The 18915-nt window shown below is 29.6% G+C and carries 15 protein-coding genes and 2 tRNA genes; 12 read left to right on the forward strand and 5 right to left on the reverse strand.

Annotation, left to right across the window (positions count from 1 at the left end):
* Positions 1-284 precede the first annotated feature (284 nt).
* The 8 genes from ACQW5G_RS07095 to ACQW5G_RS07130 all read left to right on the forward strand — a co-directional run bounded on the left by ACQW5G_RS07095 (position 285) and on the right by ACQW5G_RS07130 (position 9144).
* Entirely contained in the window at positions 285-638 is a 354-nt protein-coding gene (locus tag ACQW5G_RS07095) for a MerR family transcriptional regulator (RefSeq protein ID WP_429970760.1), read from the forward strand.
* Between the two features lie 12 nt (positions 639-650).
* Positions 651-1397 carry an SDR family oxidoreductase gene (locus ACQW5G_RS07100; protein ID WP_429970761.1) on the forward strand — a complete coding sequence of 249 codons (747 nt, stop codon included), beginning with the start codon at positions 651-653 and terminating at the stop codon, positions 1395-1397.
* Positions 1398-1409: 12 nt separating this feature from the next.
* Positions 1410-1838 (forward strand): cupin domain-containing protein, encoded by a 429-nt coding sequence (locus ACQW5G_RS07105; protein WP_429970762.1) that lies wholly within the window; start codon positions 1410-1412, stop codon positions 1836-1838.
* The gene (locus ACQW5G_RS07110; protein ID WP_429970763.1) at positions 1831-2154 is read left to right on the forward strand and encodes a carboxymuconolactone decarboxylase family protein; all 324 of its coding nucleotides are present in this window, start codon (positions 1831-1833) and stop codon (positions 2152-2154) included. The genes ACQW5G_RS07105 and ACQW5G_RS07110 overlap by 8 nt, the downstream gene beginning before the upstream one ends.
* Positions 2155-2165: 11 nt before the next feature.
* On the forward strand, positions 2166-3170 hold the full coding sequence (locus ACQW5G_RS07115) for an aldo/keto reductase (RefSeq protein WP_429970764.1): 1005 nt from the start codon (positions 2166-2168) through the stop codon (positions 3168-3170).
* A 16-nt stretch (positions 3171-3186) separates the two neighbouring features.
* Positions 3187-3561, forward strand: coding sequence for a DUF2255 family protein (locus ACQW5G_RS07120; RefSeq protein ID WP_429970765.1), 375 nt, complete (start codon positions 3187-3189; stop codon positions 3559-3561).
* Positions 3562-4890: 1329 nt separating this feature from the next.
* Positions 4891-6474: a metallophosphoesterase gene (locus ACQW5G_RS07125; protein WP_429970766.1), complete on the forward strand. Its 1584-nt coding sequence runs from the start codon at positions 4891-4893 to the stop codon at positions 6472-6474.
* Between the two features lie 501 nt (positions 6475-6975).
* Positions 6976-9144, forward strand: coding sequence for a phage tail tip lysozyme (locus tag ACQW5G_RS07130; protein ID WP_429970767.1), 2169 nt, complete (start codon positions 6976-6978; stop codon positions 9142-9144).
* 1459 nt (positions 9145-10603) lie between these two features.
* On the opposite strand, the gene ACQW5G_RS07135 is transcribed toward ACQW5G_RS07130, so the two are convergent.
* The gene (locus ACQW5G_RS07135) at positions 10604-12214 is read right to left on the reverse strand and encodes a hypothetical protein (protein ID WP_429970768.1); all 1611 of its coding nucleotides are present in this window, start codon (positions 12212-12214) and stop codon (positions 10604-10606) included.
* A gap of 606 nt (positions 12215-12820) precedes the next feature.
* A tRNA-Gln gene (locus tag ACQW5G_RS07140) sits at positions 12821-12893 on the reverse strand.
* A gap of 132 nt (positions 12894-13025) precedes the next feature.
* Between ACQW5G_RS07140 and ACQW5G_RS07145 the strand changes: the two genes are divergently transcribed.
* Positions 13026-13099 (forward strand) — tRNA-Glu (locus ACQW5G_RS07145).
* A gap of 87 nt (positions 13100-13186) precedes the next feature.
* Positions 13187-14191: a serine hydrolase domain-containing protein gene (locus ACQW5G_RS07150; RefSeq protein ID WP_429970769.1), complete on the forward strand. Its 1005-nt coding sequence runs from the start codon at positions 13187-13189 to the stop codon at positions 14189-14191.
* Positions 14192-14231: 40 nt separating this feature from the next.
* Here the strand turns inward: ACQW5G_RS07150 and ACQW5G_RS07155 are convergent, their stop codons facing one another.
* Complete coding sequence (locus ACQW5G_RS07155; RefSeq protein WP_429970770.1) at positions 14232-14714, reverse strand: hypothetical protein; 483 nt, start codon at positions 14712-14714, stop codon at positions 14232-14234.
* A gap of 74 nt (positions 14715-14788) precedes the next feature.
* The gene (locus ACQW5G_RS07160; RefSeq protein WP_429970771.1) at positions 14789-15541 is read right to left on the reverse strand and encodes an ion channel; all 753 of its coding nucleotides are present in this window, start codon (positions 15539-15541) and stop codon (positions 14789-14791) included.
* A gap of 448 nt (positions 15542-15989) precedes the next feature.
* Here ACQW5G_RS07160 and ACQW5G_RS07165 point away from each other — a divergent pair, with 448 nt between their 5' ends.
* Complete coding sequence (locus ACQW5G_RS07165) at positions 15990-17294, forward strand: 2-hydroxycarboxylate transporter family protein (protein WP_429970772.1); 1305 nt, start codon at positions 15990-15992, stop codon at positions 17292-17294.
* Between the two features lie 239 nt (positions 17295-17533).
* The gene (locus ACQW5G_RS07170; RefSeq protein ID WP_429970773.1) at positions 17534-18184 is read left to right on the forward strand and encodes a LysM peptidoglycan-binding domain-containing protein; all 651 of its coding nucleotides are present in this window, start codon (positions 17534-17536) and stop codon (positions 18182-18184) included.
* A gap of 104 nt (positions 18185-18288) precedes the next feature.
* On the opposite strand, the gene ACQW5G_RS07175 is transcribed toward ACQW5G_RS07170, so the two are convergent.
* The gene (locus ACQW5G_RS07175) at positions 18289-18855 is read right to left on the reverse strand and encodes a DUF5067 domain-containing protein (RefSeq protein WP_429970774.1); all 567 of its coding nucleotides are present in this window, start codon (positions 18853-18855) and stop codon (positions 18289-18291) included.
* Positions 18856-18915 lie beyond the last annotated feature (60 nt).

Below are 18915 nucleotides of genomic sequence, written 5' to 3' on the forward strand. Positions count from 1 at the left end.
TAAAGATAAATTCAAAATATCCATTTAATTAAACTCCTGTTATTAAAATAAACTAAATCATAAGTTAGATTTTACTACTTAAACTGAACATTAAGTCAACAAAAATTAAGTAATTAAAAATCATAAACTAAAGACTGCTAAAATGTGTATTTTTAATTCTTGACTTACAGTGCACTGTAAGTAGTACGGTTGACTATGAATTAGAAAGGAGTTGATTACTAATTGAAACTGAAAAATATTCAATTGGAGAATTTGGTAAATTAACTGGTTTATCAACATATACTTTGAGATATTACGAAAGAGAAGAGTTGATTATTCCGCAACGAGATCAAAATGACCGTCGTTATTATACCAAGCATGATATTAGTTGGATTGGCTTTTTGCTTCATTTAAAAGGTACTGGCATGTCAATGAATGAAATCAAGGAATACGTTCATTTGAGAGCACAAGGTGACTCAACCATTAAACAACGTGCTCAACTTTTAAAACGTGTCAAGAAACGAAGTTTATCACAAATTAAAGAAATGGAAATGCATTTAGAAGTGTTATCACACAAAATTGATTGGTACGATGGTAAATTAGATCATTCCATTGCGGATTCAGAAAGTTTTGCTGATTATTTAAGTAAGTTTGAATAAGGAGAAATATTTATGGCAATTAAAGATAAAATTATTGTAATTACGGGTGCTTCAAGTGGGATTGGTGAAGCTAGCGCTAAATTGTTAGCTAAACACGGTGCTAAAGTGGTTTTAGGCGCCCGTCATGAAGATAAATTAGAAGAAGTTGTAAATGATATTACTAAAGCTGGCGGTCAAGCAGTTTATCAAGTAACTGATGTAACTAAAGCAGACGAAGTAAAAGATTTAGTAGAATTAGCTGAAAATAAGTTTGGTAAATTAGATGTCATCTTTAATAATGCTGGGATTATGCCTACTTCTGATTTAAGCAATTTACACACAGAAGAATGGAACAGAACCATTGATATTAATTTAAAAGGTGTCCTTAACGGAATTGCTGCTGTTTTGCCAATCTTTGATAAACAAAAATCAGGACAAGTTGTAACTACTTCATCTGTTGCTGGTATTAAAAGCTTCCCTGGCGCTGGAGTCTATGGTGCTACAAAATATGCAGTTCATAATGTTATGAACGTCTTGCGTATGGAAAGTGCTAAACGTAAAACCAATATTAGAACAACGACATTATATCCAGGTGCCATTGATACTGATTTATTAAGTACCATCACCGATAAAGACTCTAAAGAAAATATGGATAAGGTTTATCAAAATTATGCAATTGGCCCCGACGCAGTAGCTAGAGCTGTTGACTTTGCAGTCGATCAACCAGAAAACACTGATATTGCAGACATCACTATTTATCCCACCAAACAAGGACTTTAAGGAGAAATTTTAATGAATGACAAAATTAAGAATGAAAATGTAAAAAATGGAATTATTTTCCCAGTAGGAGAGCCTAATACTGCTTATGCTAAATATTTCAAAGGCCAGAGCTTCTTGGACCATTTGGTAAAGGATCCAGATATTGATGTAACTGTTTCCAATGTTACTTTTGAACCTGGTGCTCGTAATAATTGGCACGTTCATTATGGATATCAAATTTTATTAGTTACTGGTGGTGAAGGCTGGTATCAAGAAGAGGGTAAACCAGCTCGTCATTTAGTTCCAGGTGATGTAGTTGTTACCAAAAACAACATTAAACATTGGCATGGAGCTACTAAAAATAGTTGGTTTGAACACATTGCTATAACTAATGGTAAATCTAAATTTTTAGAGCCAGTTTCAGATGCTGAGTATGATCAATTAGGAGAAAATAATGACTAAGAAACAAACTGCTGGTCACAATAATTTTGGTGATTTTGCACCAAAGTTTGCTGAAATGAATGATGATGTTTTATTTGGACAAATTTGGTCACGTGAAGATAAACTATCACCCAAAGATCGTAGTTTAATTACGGTAGCTAGTTTATTAACTTCGGGAATGTTTGGACCATTAAAATTTCATATGCAAAAAGCTAAAGATAATGGTGTTACTAAAGATGAAATGGTTGAAGCCATTACACAACTAGCCTTTTATTCAGGTTGGCCTAAAGGTTGGACAGCAATGGAATTAGCTAGAGAAGTTTATGAAGAAAAATGAGGCAAATATAAATGGAATATACAAATTTAGGTAATACCGATATTAAAATATCTAAGATATGTGCTGGTTGTATGAGTTTTGGTAAACCAGGTACTATGTTTGATTGGACTTTGGACGAGAATAAAACTAATAGTGTAGTAGTCAATGCTCTTAATTTAGGAATTAACTTCTTTGATACAGCAAATAGCTATTCTAAAGGAACTAGTGAGGAATATTTAGGAAAAGCCATTAAAAATAATATTTCCAGAGATAAGGTAGTTATTGCATCAAAAGTTTATTTTAATCCTGGAAGATTGTCTAAAGAAGCTATTAATAGAGAAATTGACAATACATTAAACAGACTGCAAACAGATTATTTAGACCTGTATATAATTCATCGCTTTGATTATCAAACACCTATAGCAGAAACCATGGAAGCATTAGATGCTTTGGTCAAAGAAGGAAAAGTTAGAGCAATTGGTGCTTCGGCTATGTATGGATACCAATTCCAAAACATGCAATTCTTTGCTAAACAAAATAATTTAACCCAATTTTCAGCTATGGAAAATCATTATAATTTGCTTTATCGCGAAGATGAACGAGAATTAATTCCCATTTGTAAACAGATGAATGTAACTTTAATGCCTTATAGTCCTTTAGCTTCTGGAAGATTAGCTAGACCAGATTGGGATGCTAATACTAAAAGAAGTAAAACTGATATGGTAGCTAAAGGTAAATACGACAGTACAGAATCTGAAGATTATAAAATTGTGAAAAGAGTATTTGAATTAGCAAAGAAATATAATGTTTCAATGGCACAAATTGCCATTGCTTGGCTTTGGAGTAAAGGTGTTTCATCACCAATTATTGGGGCTACTAAAACAAAATATTTAGAAGAAGCTGTTAATGCATTTAAAGTTCATTTAACCAGTGATGATATTAGTTATTTAGATGCCTTATATATTCCACATAAGATAATTGGAGCTTTAAATAAAAATCCTAAGCCCGGGACCATATTGATAGATAAAAAGAAATAAATGAGAAGGTATTAATATGAAATGGTCAAAAGAACAATTAAAGAATTTTGCTAAGGCTAATGATATGAAGATTTCACCATTTTATAGTGATGGGAAAACCTATGGAACACCTACGTATATCTGGTCAGTTGTTGCTGATAATAATTTATATGTAAGAGCTTATAATGGTCAAAATTCATCTTGGTATAAAGCAGCTGTACAACAAGGTGCAGGTAAAATACATCTTGCTGGTAATGACTATGAAGTTATCTTTGAAAAAGTTAACAATAATCCAGAAATTGATAAAGATATCAATGATGCCTATGAAAATAAATATAATGGAAGTCCTTATTTGGCACCAATGTTAGAAAGTGGACCAACTAATGCCACAATTAAAATACTTCCTAAATAGATATTTATATGATCACAGTCTTTTGTCCGTATAATTAATATTAAGCGGACAAATAATAAAAAACCTGTAAGTACTGAATTAACAGTATTTGCAGGTTTTTTAATTAGATTAAAGGCATAACTTAATGTTTAAGTGTTGCAACAGATAAACGCAACGTTTTTGCAACGCGTTGCAATGATTAAAAAGTGGTTATGCTTGCTTGATATGATTGGCTTTATGATAAGATTTAACGACTGTTACATCTAGTCTTAATACTGGTAATTACTGCAATTTAGCAACATTTAAACCTTGCTAAACCTGCCATATTTAAAGAACTGTACTTAAGAAACATCAGTATATTTTTAACTACAAATACTAAGATTGCTAAGGTGCTTTGGAGTTCAAATGATAACAATTGATAGCATTCTTAAAAGTTTATTATTGTAACGCTCGAACTAGTAAAACCTAGTATTTTATAGCTGAAAACTTAACATAACTTAACATATTTTTTAATAGCGGGTGTACAGAGCTTACAAATAACGTTATATCAACATTCTATTAAAAGTGAATGTATATTTTTGTAAGTTTTGTTAAGCTATTTCACATTAATTGGTTAATTTATTCGTATAATTCGTTAGACTACACATGCTATAAAGATTGCACATTTCGACTGCGCAAAATATTGCAGTCAAAACTAATTGATTAGATGAGCGAATAAGTTCGCGGATATAAACCGACTGCACAATTCTATTCAATCAAAAGATATGTCCAAAAGTGGACACATCTATTCTCACTGTCAAAATTAGGCAATAAGTTTGGTGGGCTGACTTTTCAGCGCACTAGGTGCAGATAGGGCAGATATAAAAACAGTGGTCCAACTTGTACATCTGTTTTAAATACGCATATATTAAAAAGACTTCCCCAGTTTTGGGGAGATATGCTCAATTTTGAGCCGATGTACTAGAGCTTATGAAAGTTAATATAAACACATCCGTTGAATGGATATGTTTTTTAAGTCACTTAATGAATTTAGAAAACTATTAATTTGTTACTAGTAATGATTAAAATATGCTATACGTTGTTTAAAGTTACATAGCTCCAGAGTTATCTATTTTTTCTATACATTAAATTGATAGCGGGTGATTATTTTGAAATATGGGTATAATAACGAATACTACTAAGTGATAGTGATAATTTGGATGACAAATTCAACAACTTAATTTATATTCTTTTATTTGTTATCATAACTCGTATAGATATCTTCATGTAATGATTTAATGGATCAAATAAGATATTTTTTTCAAGATTAATATATATTTCTTTATTAGTAGATGGATTGAGAGAAAGAAAATGGATTATGAATTAAAACTTAAAAAACAAATTTTTAATATTGCAGAAAACACAAGAAAAAGAGTTAATAAAACTGTTTTCAAAGATCATTATTTTAGATTAATACTAGATACAAATAGGAATAAATTAAATATTGAGATGGACAGAAAATGGTGCTTTTCTACAATTCCATATGATAAGGGTCGTCGATATATACAAGAGGCCGCCATTAATTATTGCAGAGATCAAGAAGGAGTAAAAGATTACATAAAAAAACATAAAAATGACCTTCTTACTTATTATAAGTTTGCACAAATCCAAAATGGCAAGAAAATTTTGAATAGTGAAATTCAAATTAATAATGAATATCAAAAGATATTTTTGAATCCACTATTTGAAATTCAGATTGCTGGTAGGCTGATGCAACACGATGAAACTGGTCCGATATCTTCAAATTTAGCTAAAAAATTTATATTTTCAGAGAATAAGACAACTGGAATTAGCGAGTTTTTATACAATTATATTAATTTCCTAAATAAATTAAATAAAGAGGGTATTATTAGTATTTTAAATTCAAATGAATCGTTTTTAAATGATTTTGATAATAATAATGATTTGATTATTAACAAGAATACTTTTAATGCACCATCTCTAAATTATTCATACCATGAACCTTTCAAAAGGGAACAACTAATTTTTAATAGGAAGAACTACCAACCCCAAAGTCTTGAGGGTTATTTGAGTTTAACAAGATATTTTTCTAATGTACTCAAGACTAATAACTTGAATAGAATAAATGTTGTATCTGACATTCATGCTAGCGGAAAGACTTTGCCTTTCACTAATAATAATTTTAATATATTGGCTGGTGACATAATTGATTCAAGTGAGGTGTTTGATAGTAGAATAAAGGGAATTTCCGTTATTGGTAATCATGAATTACTAGCAGAAGTTCCGGCAAAATTTCGAAATAAGATTGGAGATGATAGTCCATTTTATAATTACAAAAACAAAAAATTCTTTAAAAAAATCCTTGATTATAATAATTCTCATAAGAATCAGGGAAACATTTGGAATGACTTGCCAATTGGTGACAGTAAATTTTATGATGTTATTGCAAAAAGGATGAGAATTCAATTTCCTAATTTAATCATTTTGAACAACAGCAGTCTGAACTATAATGGTATTCAATATTTAGGTATAACTATTCCCGTAAGAATGATAAAACGTAAAAAGAAACTTCAAGAATTTATCCTGAGCGTCTTAAAAAATAATTTAACAGATAAAAGTATTCCTGTTGTAATTATTTCTCATGCCCCCTTATTCAATGAATTGAGTCTTTTGAAACCTAGTAGTTCTAGTTACAACAGAAATTACAACTGTGAAAATAATCAGATTGTAGAAATGTTTAAAAAATTTAATATAATTGGAGTTATTCATGGACATCATCATATACCAGCTTCGAAAGGATACTCAAAAAAAGTTAGATTTGCGGGAAAAGATCTTTTTGTTATTGATTCAAAATATTCAAATGTTAATACTGGAATTGAATTGATGAAATATTTATCAGGTTATGAACCATCAAATTTGCAATTAAAACCATAAATTAATTATGAGACTATTAATATTGAAGAATATTATTGCATAAAAATTAAAAGTTTTGGTGCTTGAAAAAATAAATTTATAATTTTTTTAATTCTTGATTAGACAAATAATAATCAAGAACTTGACTTTTCAGTATTAAAAAGATGTATCTAATCTTGATGAATATAAGATATGTTCATAATTGAGCGGACGTATATTGAGTGCAATAAATTTAACCTTGTTATTAGAAGTTAATATAAAACAAGTTCGTAAAGATAGTATTTAAAATGCTTTTAATTGCCTTAAATAAATGTTCTAAATTACTAACAATGGTTTTGGAAAAGTAAGTCAATATCATTGACTGAGAACCTATCAAAACATTACTTATGATTATTAAAAAATAAAAAGTCCTGTATATCAATTAAGTTAAAATCATCAATTATATTTACTTAATATATATATTGCTTTTGTGAATTTTTGAGCATATAATTTAGATATTAAATTTTATTAAAGGAGATTTTTATGACTAGAATAAAAAATTTGAATAGTTTAAATTCAAATAAAAAACAGAAAAATAAATTAGTAAAAACAAAAAGAGGCTGGATAAAGATAGCTTTATTTTCAATAACGATTGTCTCTACTGTAATTACTTTTAACACAGTTAATGTAAGTGCTGATTCTAAGTATAATTTGATATCTACTGAATTATATGCAAAAGCGGATGGTTCAAATTCAGCAGAATCATCAACGTTAGATACACAAGGTACAAAAACGGATGGTTTAAATTCAGCAGAATCATCAACGTCATCAGATACACAAGGTGCAAAAGCGGATGGTTCAAATTCAGCAGAATCATCAACGTCATCAGATACACAAGGTGCAAAAGCGGATGGTTCAAATTCAGCAGAATCATCAACGTTAGATACACAAGGTACAAAAACGGATGGTTCAAATTCAGCAGAATCATCAACGTTAGATACACAAGGTACAAAAACGGATGGTTCAAATTCAGCAGAATCATCAACGTCATCAGATACACAAGGTGCAAAAGCGGATGGTTCAAATTCAGCAGAATCATCAACGTCAGATACACAAGGTACAAAAACCGGTAATTTAAATTCATTGAATAATATAGTATATCAAACTGATTTCAATGATACTCAAATTGCAAATGCAAAATACATATACAATTTCTTTATTCAACAGGGATGGTCATTAAATGCAATCTCCGGAATGTTAGGCAACATGACTTCTGAAAGTGGAGTTATGCCTGATGTATGGGAAGTTGGAGGAGGTGGCGGTTATGGTCTTGTTCAGTGGACACCTGGTTCAACTTTAATTAATTGGTGTAATGCAAATAATTTAGATTATAAAACTCTATATGCACAATGTATGAGGATTCAATATGAAATGACTAATGGAATTCAATTTTTCCCATCATCATACTCAGATATGAATGCATATCAATATATGACAAGTACTGATTCAGCTTATGATCTTGCAATGGTATTTTTAAATAATTATGAAAGACCAGCTGAATACTATCAACCGGCTAGAGGTGATTATGCTCAAGAATGGTCTAATATCCTTGGAAATGAAGGTGTTGTAAACTTTTATTTCCATGATCAAGATGGAAATACGATTAAAACTAATGATGGATATGATCACTTTACCTGGGTTGGAGATATTGGAACACCATGGGATTATACTAACTATGTTCCAGAAATAAATGGATATAGATACGATCACGTAGACCAATATAATCCAACGTATACTGATCATGTTTTAACTGGAAACTACCCATTAGAAGGACCTACAAATGTTTATTTAACATACTATAAGCAAGGTGTTGTAAACTTTTATTTCCATGATCAAGATGGAAACACGATTAAAACTAATGATGGATATGATCATTTTACTTGGGTTGGAGATATTAGAACACCATGGGATTATACTAACTATGTTCCAGAAATAGATGGATATAGATATGATCACGTAGACCAATATAATCCAACGTATACTGATCATGTTTTAACTGGAAACTACCCATTAGAAGGACCTACAAATGTTTATTTAACATACTATAAGCAAGGTGTTGTAAACTTTTATTTCCATGATCAAGATGGAAACACGATTAAAACTAATGATGGATATGATCACTTTACTTGGGTTGGAGATATTAGAACACCATGGGATTATACTAACTATGTTCCAGAAATAGATGGATATAGATATGATCACGTAGACCAATATAATCCAACGTATACTGATCATGTTTTAACTGGAAACTACCCATTAGAAGGACCTACAAATGTTTATTTAACATACTATAAGCAAGGTGTTGTAAACTTTTATTTCCATGATCAAGATGGAAACACGATTAAAACTAATGATGGATATGATCACTTTACCTGGGTTGGAGATATTAGAACACCATGGGATTACACTAGTAGTGTTCCAGAAATAGATGGATATAGATATGATCACGTAGACCAATATAATCCAACGTATACTGACCATGTTTTAACTGGAAACTATCCATTAGAAGGACCTACAAATGTTTATTTAACATACTATAAAAACAATTCAAAAATAGAAAATAATTATATTTCATTAAATGATATAAAAATTAGTAAAAATTATTTATTAACAGAAAGTACATTGTTAAGATGTTTTTATAATTTATTTTAATAATATCTTTAGGCGATAGAATCTTTAATGGATTCTATCGCTTTTTGTGTATATTTTATTGAAAAATAGGTATTTGAAAATGATATTAAAATTATCAATCTAAAATTTTTGGAATTACTATGACCATATTTTGCTCCGCTAATTATTTTATTTTTTTGATACTTTCTAAAAGTTCATTTTCAATTAATATACAAAAATATTTTTAATTTTAGTTTGATGTTTAATTAACGTTTTTTAACTGGATTTCATTTGGTTTGGAAAATTTAAATATTGAGTGCCTCTTTTGAAGGATTTAATACTGTATCTAACTCATTTGAATATCAATTTTTGTTACGATATGAGTTATTCTTTGATAGAATTCATAACCATCATGAAGTGATGGTGACAATATGATCACACTTATTAATATCACTAAGTATTGCTAAAGAATCCTTACCGTATGTACAGATGTATTTTAGTTTTCTTATTGGAAATTCTATAATTGTTGCTCCTATGTCAATAAATGGCACAAATTTTGTTAGAAAGTTGGCTTAATTTTTATGGTATTATATCAATGAATATAATTTTTTGTTTTTTAAATCAATTCTTCATAACTAGTGAATCTTGTTTGAAAAGCTTCAATTGGACAATTATCATATGTGTGTCACTTCAAAAATTAAGAATGTCTTATTCCATGTCCTTTAAGAACATTTTTATATTTAGAGCTTGTATATTGATTTCTCATGTCGGTGTTTAAATACACAGGCTTTTTATTTTGTCACAATCCAATCTGATAGCGTATCTGTAACTAACTCACTAGTCATTGTTTTTGAAATTTTTTGGGCTAATATTTTAGGATTTCTATCATCAAAAATGGTACTCAAATAAACCCAATTACCATTTTTTAATTTTAAATAGGGAATATCGGCTCTCCAAATTGATTTTGATTTAGTATTTTTAATTAATTTGGTTCTTTGACTATAATCAACTTTTGTACCAGTTCTTTTTAAAACGTCTACATATAAGTTTAAGTGATCTAATACCTACTTCATTTATTAATCTTTTAATTCTACGACTACCAAAGTAAATGCTCATTGTCCGTATGATATCCTTAATCTAGGTACTCCATATATCTTGTAATTATCCGACCAAGTTTTTTTCAAAACTACTTTTATTTTGCCATCATAATTACGGCGATAGCATGATACATAATTAATCCAATTATATTAGGTTCTTCTAGGTACTTTTAAAGCACTTAAAATATTGGTAAGGCGATTGATTACTTATTATCAACTGAAATAATTCTTTCATCTTTATATAAAGCCACAAGGCTTTGTTTAAATTCTATTGAATATCTTTTAGATCTGTTTTCCTTTATATATAAAAAACTCCTATTCTGACCATAATTTTACACAAAGTATCTAAGCTTTTGTGTGCCATTTTTCAGTATAGGAGCATTTTATATTTAATTTTTACAATGTTATTTTTTATTTTCTTTATTTATATATAATAATAAAAGAATCGTTGTAATTATACTTATAATAAAGGTAATGTAGTTTATTAATTGTTTTCGGTAATAAATTGTTATATTATTAGTTCCCTTTTTTAAACTAGTTTTAATTAAATGATTTTTACTAATACAAAAATTCTGTGTTTTTTTATTGTTACTAACTTTGAATCCTGGATAGAAAACAACTGGAAATTCTACGTTGTTATATTTTTTATTAGATAATACTTTAAATGTCATACTGTTAGGTTTCGTTGAGTATTTAATTTGTTTGATTTTTATTTTATTTAAACTATTAACAGAATGTCTTTCAAGATCAGGTATTTTAGGTTTAGCAGATTTAGGAAGATAATCATAATTTTTTATGTTATTGGTTTCTAGAACAAATGAACGGTATGAAGATTTTTCAGCACCAACATTAGTTTTAGCGATATTTGTATAGTTTAAAAATACTAAACATTCAAAAATAGTGATTAATACTAAAATTATAATTTTAGTATTTTTACTAGAAATCATTTTTTCAAAAATAAATCCTCCAATAATTGAAGTTAATAATGAAAATATTAATAAAAATCTTATTGGAAATTGTAATACTGAAAATAGATTTTGAAATATACTTGTATTCCAAGGAAATAGTGAAGAAGCTAAATATAGAAAAATTATTGATTCCACTAATAAGTATTTATAAAAAGTTGGTAAAATTTTCAATGATAATAGTGAAACTATTATGACTAGTAATTGTAGTATACCAATACTATAAAAACCAATCATATTGTTTATATCAACGACAGTGTTACTCATTTCTGAAATATTTATAAGCACTCCGTTAGTTGAAATGTAAGCTTGAATTAATGGAATAATGAAAAATGAGCTTAACAATATAGTTGTTATGGTAGCAATAACCAAATATTTTACTCTAATAAGAATATTGTTTTTGCTAATTAGTAAAAAGCCTAATGATATTATGAAAAATATTGAAATTAAAATAGTAGAAAGTAAGTGTGTTAATAAAAGCAACGTCATTGAAATAGATAGTATCCACCAATGCTTATAATTTTTAATCGTTATTTGATAAAATCCATAGAACGCAAAAGGAATTAGTATGTATGCGATACATTGTGATAGGTCTTGTCTTCCAAACATATCAGAAAGTCTATATTCAGAAAATCCATAAATTAATGAACTTATTAAAGCTCCATATGTGGTTAATTTTAATTTTTTTGAAATATAATATATGGATAAAAATGATAAAAAACTTATAATTACAAGAAAAACCAAATATGCATGATAAGCACTGAAAAATAATCTTAAAAAGACTAAAGGTATACAACTATATACAGGATAAAAAATATTTGCAGGATAACCGAATGATCCCATAGTTTTTGTAGCAATTGAGGGAATTATGAAATTATCCGAATGGATATTTGATAAAATTTCATTTATTGGAGCTAAATGGTAAGGAAGGTCCCAATATATAAGTGGAGTATTTCTAAATGGTATTATCATGAATAAACTAAGTATCCAAAAGATTAATACAATTGTTATATTTTTTTTATTTTCAATATGTTTTTTTATGTAGTTCATTAAATATTTTCCTTATATAATATTTAAGTGAAAAATAACACTTATGTTTATAAGGATATCATATAATAATGATAAAATTCATTAAGTTAATCATTCATGCTAAAAATTTAAGTAATTATACATATATTAAAAACGTTGTGTCTTTGACTATTGGTGACAATTTTTAATTAGTTTTTATAAAAAACATATATTAAATCAACGCACTTTTAATAATGCGTTGATTTAATTTTCTTGATTTGATTACCTTTTTGATATCTTTCAAGTGTTGTTAAAACTAGGTATAATATTAGCAAATATTGCTATTTTAATAACAGTAAAAATCTACCACATTTTTTCGATGGCAGATATTAATATTTTTATGCATAATAAAAGGACTTACTAATTAATAGTTAAGTCCTTAGATGTCAAAACCCCAACGGCAATATTTAATTTTATGTGTGAGCAGTTCAGTAAATCTGAATTGCTTTTTTGTTTGTGTAAAAAGTGAATGCCATATTGAATGCCAATTAATAACATCTAATGACTGCTAATGATTGTCTTGGAAAATAAAAAAGCCTAATATAGCAGGCTTTCAAAGGTCTACGATACTAGGCGGTAAATCGTCTATTGGGCATACGGGATTCGAACCTGTACATTATGGATTCAGAGTCCACTGCCTTACCAATTTGGCTAATGCCCAATAATGATAGATAACTATTTAATTATAGCAATATAATTATAATATGTTAATGTTTTTTACTATTTTGTCGTTGATAGTGTTTCAGCATTGACACATTCTAATTATAGAGTAAACTTAAATTTGTTATCTCATTGCCCGTTGGTCAAACTGGTTTAAGACGTCGCCCTCTCAAGGCGGAGTTACGAGTTCGAGTCTCGTACGGGTAATTAGTTATAAAAGTCGCTGATAGCGGCTTTTTTTGTTGCGATAAATTAGAAATAACTATTATAATAATCGTAATAGGGGTGATATAGATGAGTTTTGAAAGAGTTAAACGATTAATCAATCAAATGATTAACGATGAAATAGTTCCAGGAGCATCATATTCATTTATTAATGGGTATGATGTTGAAGATAATATTACTGGTTATAAACAATTAAAACCAACTAAGGAAGTTTTACCACCTAATCAGTTATATGATGTTGCTTCAATGACTAAGGTTATGGGAACTGTTCCTGTAATTATGCAACTCTTGCAAGATGAAAAAATTGGATTAGACGATTCAATTACAAATTATTTGCCAGAATGGAAATATCCTAAAGTTACCATTCGACATCTATTGACCCACACTTCAGATATTGAAGGCTACATACCTAATCGTAATGAAATGAATATGAACCAATTACGCGAAGCATTATTAGGACTACATACCGGACCTAATTTTGGTAAAAAAATGAAATATCAAGATGCTAATTATATTTTCCTAGGCTGGATTGCGGGGGTAGTTACTGGTCTCCCAATTCAACCGCTGATCAAACACATGGTTTTTTCACCACTAGGAATGATTGATTCAACATTCCATCCAGATTCACGAAGAACCATTCCAACAACTTATAATGAAGAAACTGGTACTAATCGGGTTGCTAAAGTTCATGATCCTAAAGCAAGAATTTTAGGATCTGATTGTGGATCTGCGGGGATGTTTAGTTCTCAACGTGATTTTGATAAATTTGCACAATGGATGTTACAGCTTACTCAACCAGGTAAACTTTATAACAAAGATATTTTTGATGCGATGTATCATGATCAAACACCAATGCAAGATGGCACAAGGACGTTTGGTTGGAAATTGGATAAATATCAAGGACATTCATATATTTGGCAAACTGGCTATACTGGAATTGTAATGGTAATTGTTCGTGATCGACGGAGCGCATTTACTTTCTTATCCAACCGAGTTCATCCAACTGTGAGTGAACGATTTATTGACGTGCGTCAAGAAATGATTGACGATTATTTAGAAGATTTATTTAATTAAAGTTATAAAAAAGCACTAATCAATTGATTAGTGCTTTTTACTATTTAACTGGTTCGAAATTTTTTAAGAATTCTTCACTAACTCCAAACTCAGTATTTAGTTCGTTAACTTTTCCTTGATCGGCTTTGATTTCTACAACAACTTCATCGGATAAATCAGGTTTAACTAAGTGCATGAAGGGACGGATGAAGTTCTTGTTAGTTGCTCCAGTACCATCTAAGACAAAAAGTTCTTTACGAGGGGTGAAATCAATTCCGGATAGATAATAAGTTTCATTTCCATCAGATTGGGGAAGTGAAACGGTATTATCAGCGTGTTTTAATAATAAAACCGATCCATCAGAGAATTTATTATTAAAAAGAAGACCATTGTTTTCCGTTGGTTTAACCAAAGCGGTCTTTGTGTAATCAGTGTCGCTTAAATTATTAAGATATTTGTTAACTTGCGATTTAGTCACGATAGTTTTGAATTCTACCGCAATAATCAAAATAACAATTAATAGAACTAGCCCTAAAAATAACATGTGTATGCTCCTATATGTATTAATTTTTTCTTATCTATTGATTATAAACTTTTTTATGCTGTAAAAGTATCAAATTATTTTAATAATGTTGCCTTCTTTTTATCGAATTCTTCTTTTGTTATAATTCCGTCCTTAAATAAGGCATTGTATTTTCTGATTTCATCTGCTTTAGATAACTTTTTTTCTTCTTTATCCGTGAAATAGGCTGTGAATGTACTGGTTAAAATACCTACAAAACTAATTCCAACGAGCATAAGGATAATTGCAATTATTTTTCCAAACTTTGTTTTTGGACTTATATCACCATATCCAACAGTTGTTGAAGTTGTTATTGCCCACCACAATGATTTATCAAAAGATATATTTTCTGTTATAGAAAATAACAAGGCTGAAATTACTAGAATAGATGAACAGATGATTAGCATATAAATAAATCCATTAGTTTTTAGAAATTTAGTAACCCGTTGTTTTAATTTTCCAGCAATTCCAATGAATCTTATTAAACGTAATAATTTAAATATTTTAGCAAATCGTAAAATTCTAGTTAATCTAAAAATTTTGAAAATTGAAAATAATGCATTAACTGGAATAATAGCAATCAAATCAAAGATATGGGATTTAATATAATTCTTTTTGTTTTTGGAAAGAATTAATCCACCAAAATAATCGCCAATAAAAATTATCCAAATTGATTCATCAATGAAATTATAAGGATATTTTTCAATATTTAATATATTGGCAAAATCTAGTATTACTAAAATTATTGAAATCAGAGCTAATAATATGATTAATGATTCATATACATTTTCTATTGTTTTTTTATTCATTAGTTACTTCCTTTATGCAATAAATATACTATATCAATTAATACTTTATGAAATAAAAATCACAAACCACACAAAATTAATCTTATAACATTAGGTTTCATAAAAGTATGATTAACAATGTAATTATACTTTTAATTATTTATGATAGAAAATCCAAATTTATAATTCTTTGTAAGCTAAAATGACAAGATGTCACTTTTTGCCTATTAAAATCCAACAATTGTTTAAAAATAATGAACTAACACAGAAAAAACGTCTAAATTATAAAATTTATAATGAAAGTCGCTTTCATATTAATACGTATAAAAGTAGCATAAACACACGTAATACAAACTATAAAAAACTTTAATAAATTACTAAAAAACCATTTAAATGTTAAAGAAAATACAATATACTTATTCAATGTGAATGTATAAGCAATACAGACAAAAAAGGAGTTTTTTAATTTATGAATAATGAAAAACAAAGCTCTCCAAGTTTACTTTCACGCTTGGATAACTTTAAAATTGACGGTTATGGTTTAGTTTTCTATGCTTTAATCGGTATAATTTTTGTATTAGCTGTTGTAACTAAAGCTTTATCAACTGATATTTTGGGTGCTTTATTTACAATGCTTGTTGTTGGTAATATTTGTTACTACCTTGGTGGTAAATTACCAATTTTTAGAAGTTACCTTGGTGGAGGATCATTTTTTGCTTTAATGGTTCCTGCTACCTTAGTATTCTTCCACATCATTCCTGCTGACGTAGTATTAAATGTAAAAACTTTTTTAACTACTGACAACTTTCTTAACTTTTATATTGTAGCCTTGATTACAAGTGCTATTTTAGGTATGAACCGTGACATGCTACTTAAAGCAACCGTTCGTTTCTTACCAGTTGCCATTATTTCTGGAGTAGTTGCATTCTTTACTGTTGGTCTTGTATCAATGCTTATTGGTAAAGGATTCTCATACGGTGCATTATACGTAGCCTTCCCAGCAATGGGTGGTGGTGTTGGTACCGGTGCAGTTCCATTATCAAAAATCTATGCTGCTGGTTTCCATGGTAATGCAGGAACTTACTTCTCACACTTACTTCCAGCAGTTATTCTTGCCAATATTTTTGCCATTCTTGGTGCAAGTTGGGTAAGTAAAATATTCAAAAACAGTAAATACAATGGTCATGGTGAAATGATTCCTGGTAAATTTGAAGAAGTTAAAACTACTAAAGCTGAATTCTCATTTACTAAAGTTGGAGTAGGTATGGGTGTCGCTGGTGCCATCTACATGGTCGGTGAAATCCTCCATAAACTTGTTCCTTCAGTTAGTGATTTTGCTTTCATCATTATTCTTGTTATTTTAGTTAAAGCTTTTGGCTTAATTCCAAAATACTACGAAGAATCAACTGTAATGTTTGGTCAATCAGTTACTAAAACAACCACTCACGCTTTACTTGGTGGGATGGGGATTGCCATGGTTGATTTGAGCGTGCTTACTAGCTCAATTACTTGGCAATTCGTTCTTCTTGTTCTGGTTGGTATTATTGCTATCAGTCTTACTGCCTTCTTTGTTGGTAAGTTATTTGGTCTTTATCCAGTTGAAGCTGCGATTACTGCTGGATTTATCAATAACTCAATGGGTGGAACTGGTAACGTTTCAGTACTTGCTGCCTGTGACCGTATGGGACTTATGGCTTTCGCACAAATGGGTAACCGTTTATGTGGTGCCTTAGTACTTGTTGCATCAGGTCTATACATTGCATTCTTTGGTTAATCTATAAATATAAATTGAGACTTTCTACTATAGTAAAAAGTCTTTTTTATTGGTTTCGTTTGTTACATGATATTTTGATTGTGTTACATCATTACATAAATCTCGATTTCTTTAATTTGTATGTAATATTCACGTAACATATGGAAAGTATCATGGGTTTTGTTAACTGATAGCAGTTAAGACATTTATGTCGTTACTATTATTCGAAAAGACGAAGAAACAAAAGGAGACTTATATTTATGAAGAAGAAAAATATGATTAAATCAATTGCAACAGTTGCAGCCGTGTCTGCTGGTGTACTATTCGCTGGCTCACAAAGTGTAAGTGCTAACACTACAACAAAGCACACTGTTGTTGCTGGTGACACTTTAAACAAGCTTTCAGCTGAATATGGTGTTTCAGTTCAAGACTTAGCACAAGCAAACTCAATTAAAGATATTAACAAAATTTACGTTGGTGAAGTATTCACTATGGGTGATGACGGATCTGTAACTGTTTCAGATCAAAGTGCTGTTGCTGCCCCAGTAGCACAAGCTGCTACTCAAACTGCACAAGCAACACCAGCTGCACAACAATCCCAAGCACCAGTTCAAGCTGCTGCTCCTGTACAACAAGCTACACCTGCAGCAACTTCAACTACTGCAACTTCAACCAGTTCAGTAAGTGGTAGCGATGCATCTGCTAAAGATATTATTGCAGGACGAGAATCTGGTGGTAGCTATACTGCCCAAAACGGTCGTTACGTTGGTAAATATCAATTAGATGCAAGTTACTTAAACGGTGACTACTCAGCTGCTAACCAAGATGCTGTTGCCGATAGCTATGTTGCATCACGTTATGGTTCATGGTCAAACGCACTTGCTTTCTGGAACAACAACGGTTGGTACTAAAATAAATTAAATATTAATTTTAAGAGGACTCTTCGGAGTGCTCTTTTTTTGACTAAAAATTTTCCAAATAAAAAGAACTCTAACTGGAGTTCTTTATGAGTTATTTAGTTATTATTTTTAATGCTAAATTGTTCTGATCCAAGATTAGTTCCATCAATACTTTGATTATTGGTACTGATGTTATTGGTACTAATTCCTTGGCTAGCATTAATTGTAATTGGGTCAGAATCATTGTTTAATTCATACACAATCGTATTGGTTTTTGAATCACCTTTAGCAAGGTTAGTATCTGGATTAGATTCTAATCGTTCATCACTAAAACTAACTGGTTTAAGTGTGGTTTTCTTTTGACTAATCTTGAAAGTATTATTCCAAGCATCGAGTGGGGTAATAATTTTATCAGATCTGTTAGTAGTTTTATAAATAAATGCTACTAATGGTTTATCATAGTCTTGTGTATCGTTAATTGTTTTAACACCAGTAATTTTAATGGTTTTATCATTCAATGTGGCAACATTATTTTTGAATGAAGCTTGGTTAGGCGTTTTGACAGGTTTAGTAGATTGCTTAGTATCATTATTGGATTTTTTGTATTGGCCATCTAATGAAGAGCAACTTGCTAAAGTTAATGAACTTAGAATGGCAATTCCACCAACTAATAGTTTTTTCATTATTTTTATCTCCTTTAAACATGTTATTTCTATTGTACCTTAAACTAGATAATTAACCAA

The organism is Fructilactobacillus sp. Tb1, from assembly GCF_050500285.1.
In the GTDB taxonomy this organism is placed as follows: domain Bacteria; phylum Bacillota; class Bacilli; order Lactobacillales; family Lactobacillaceae; genus Fructilactobacillus.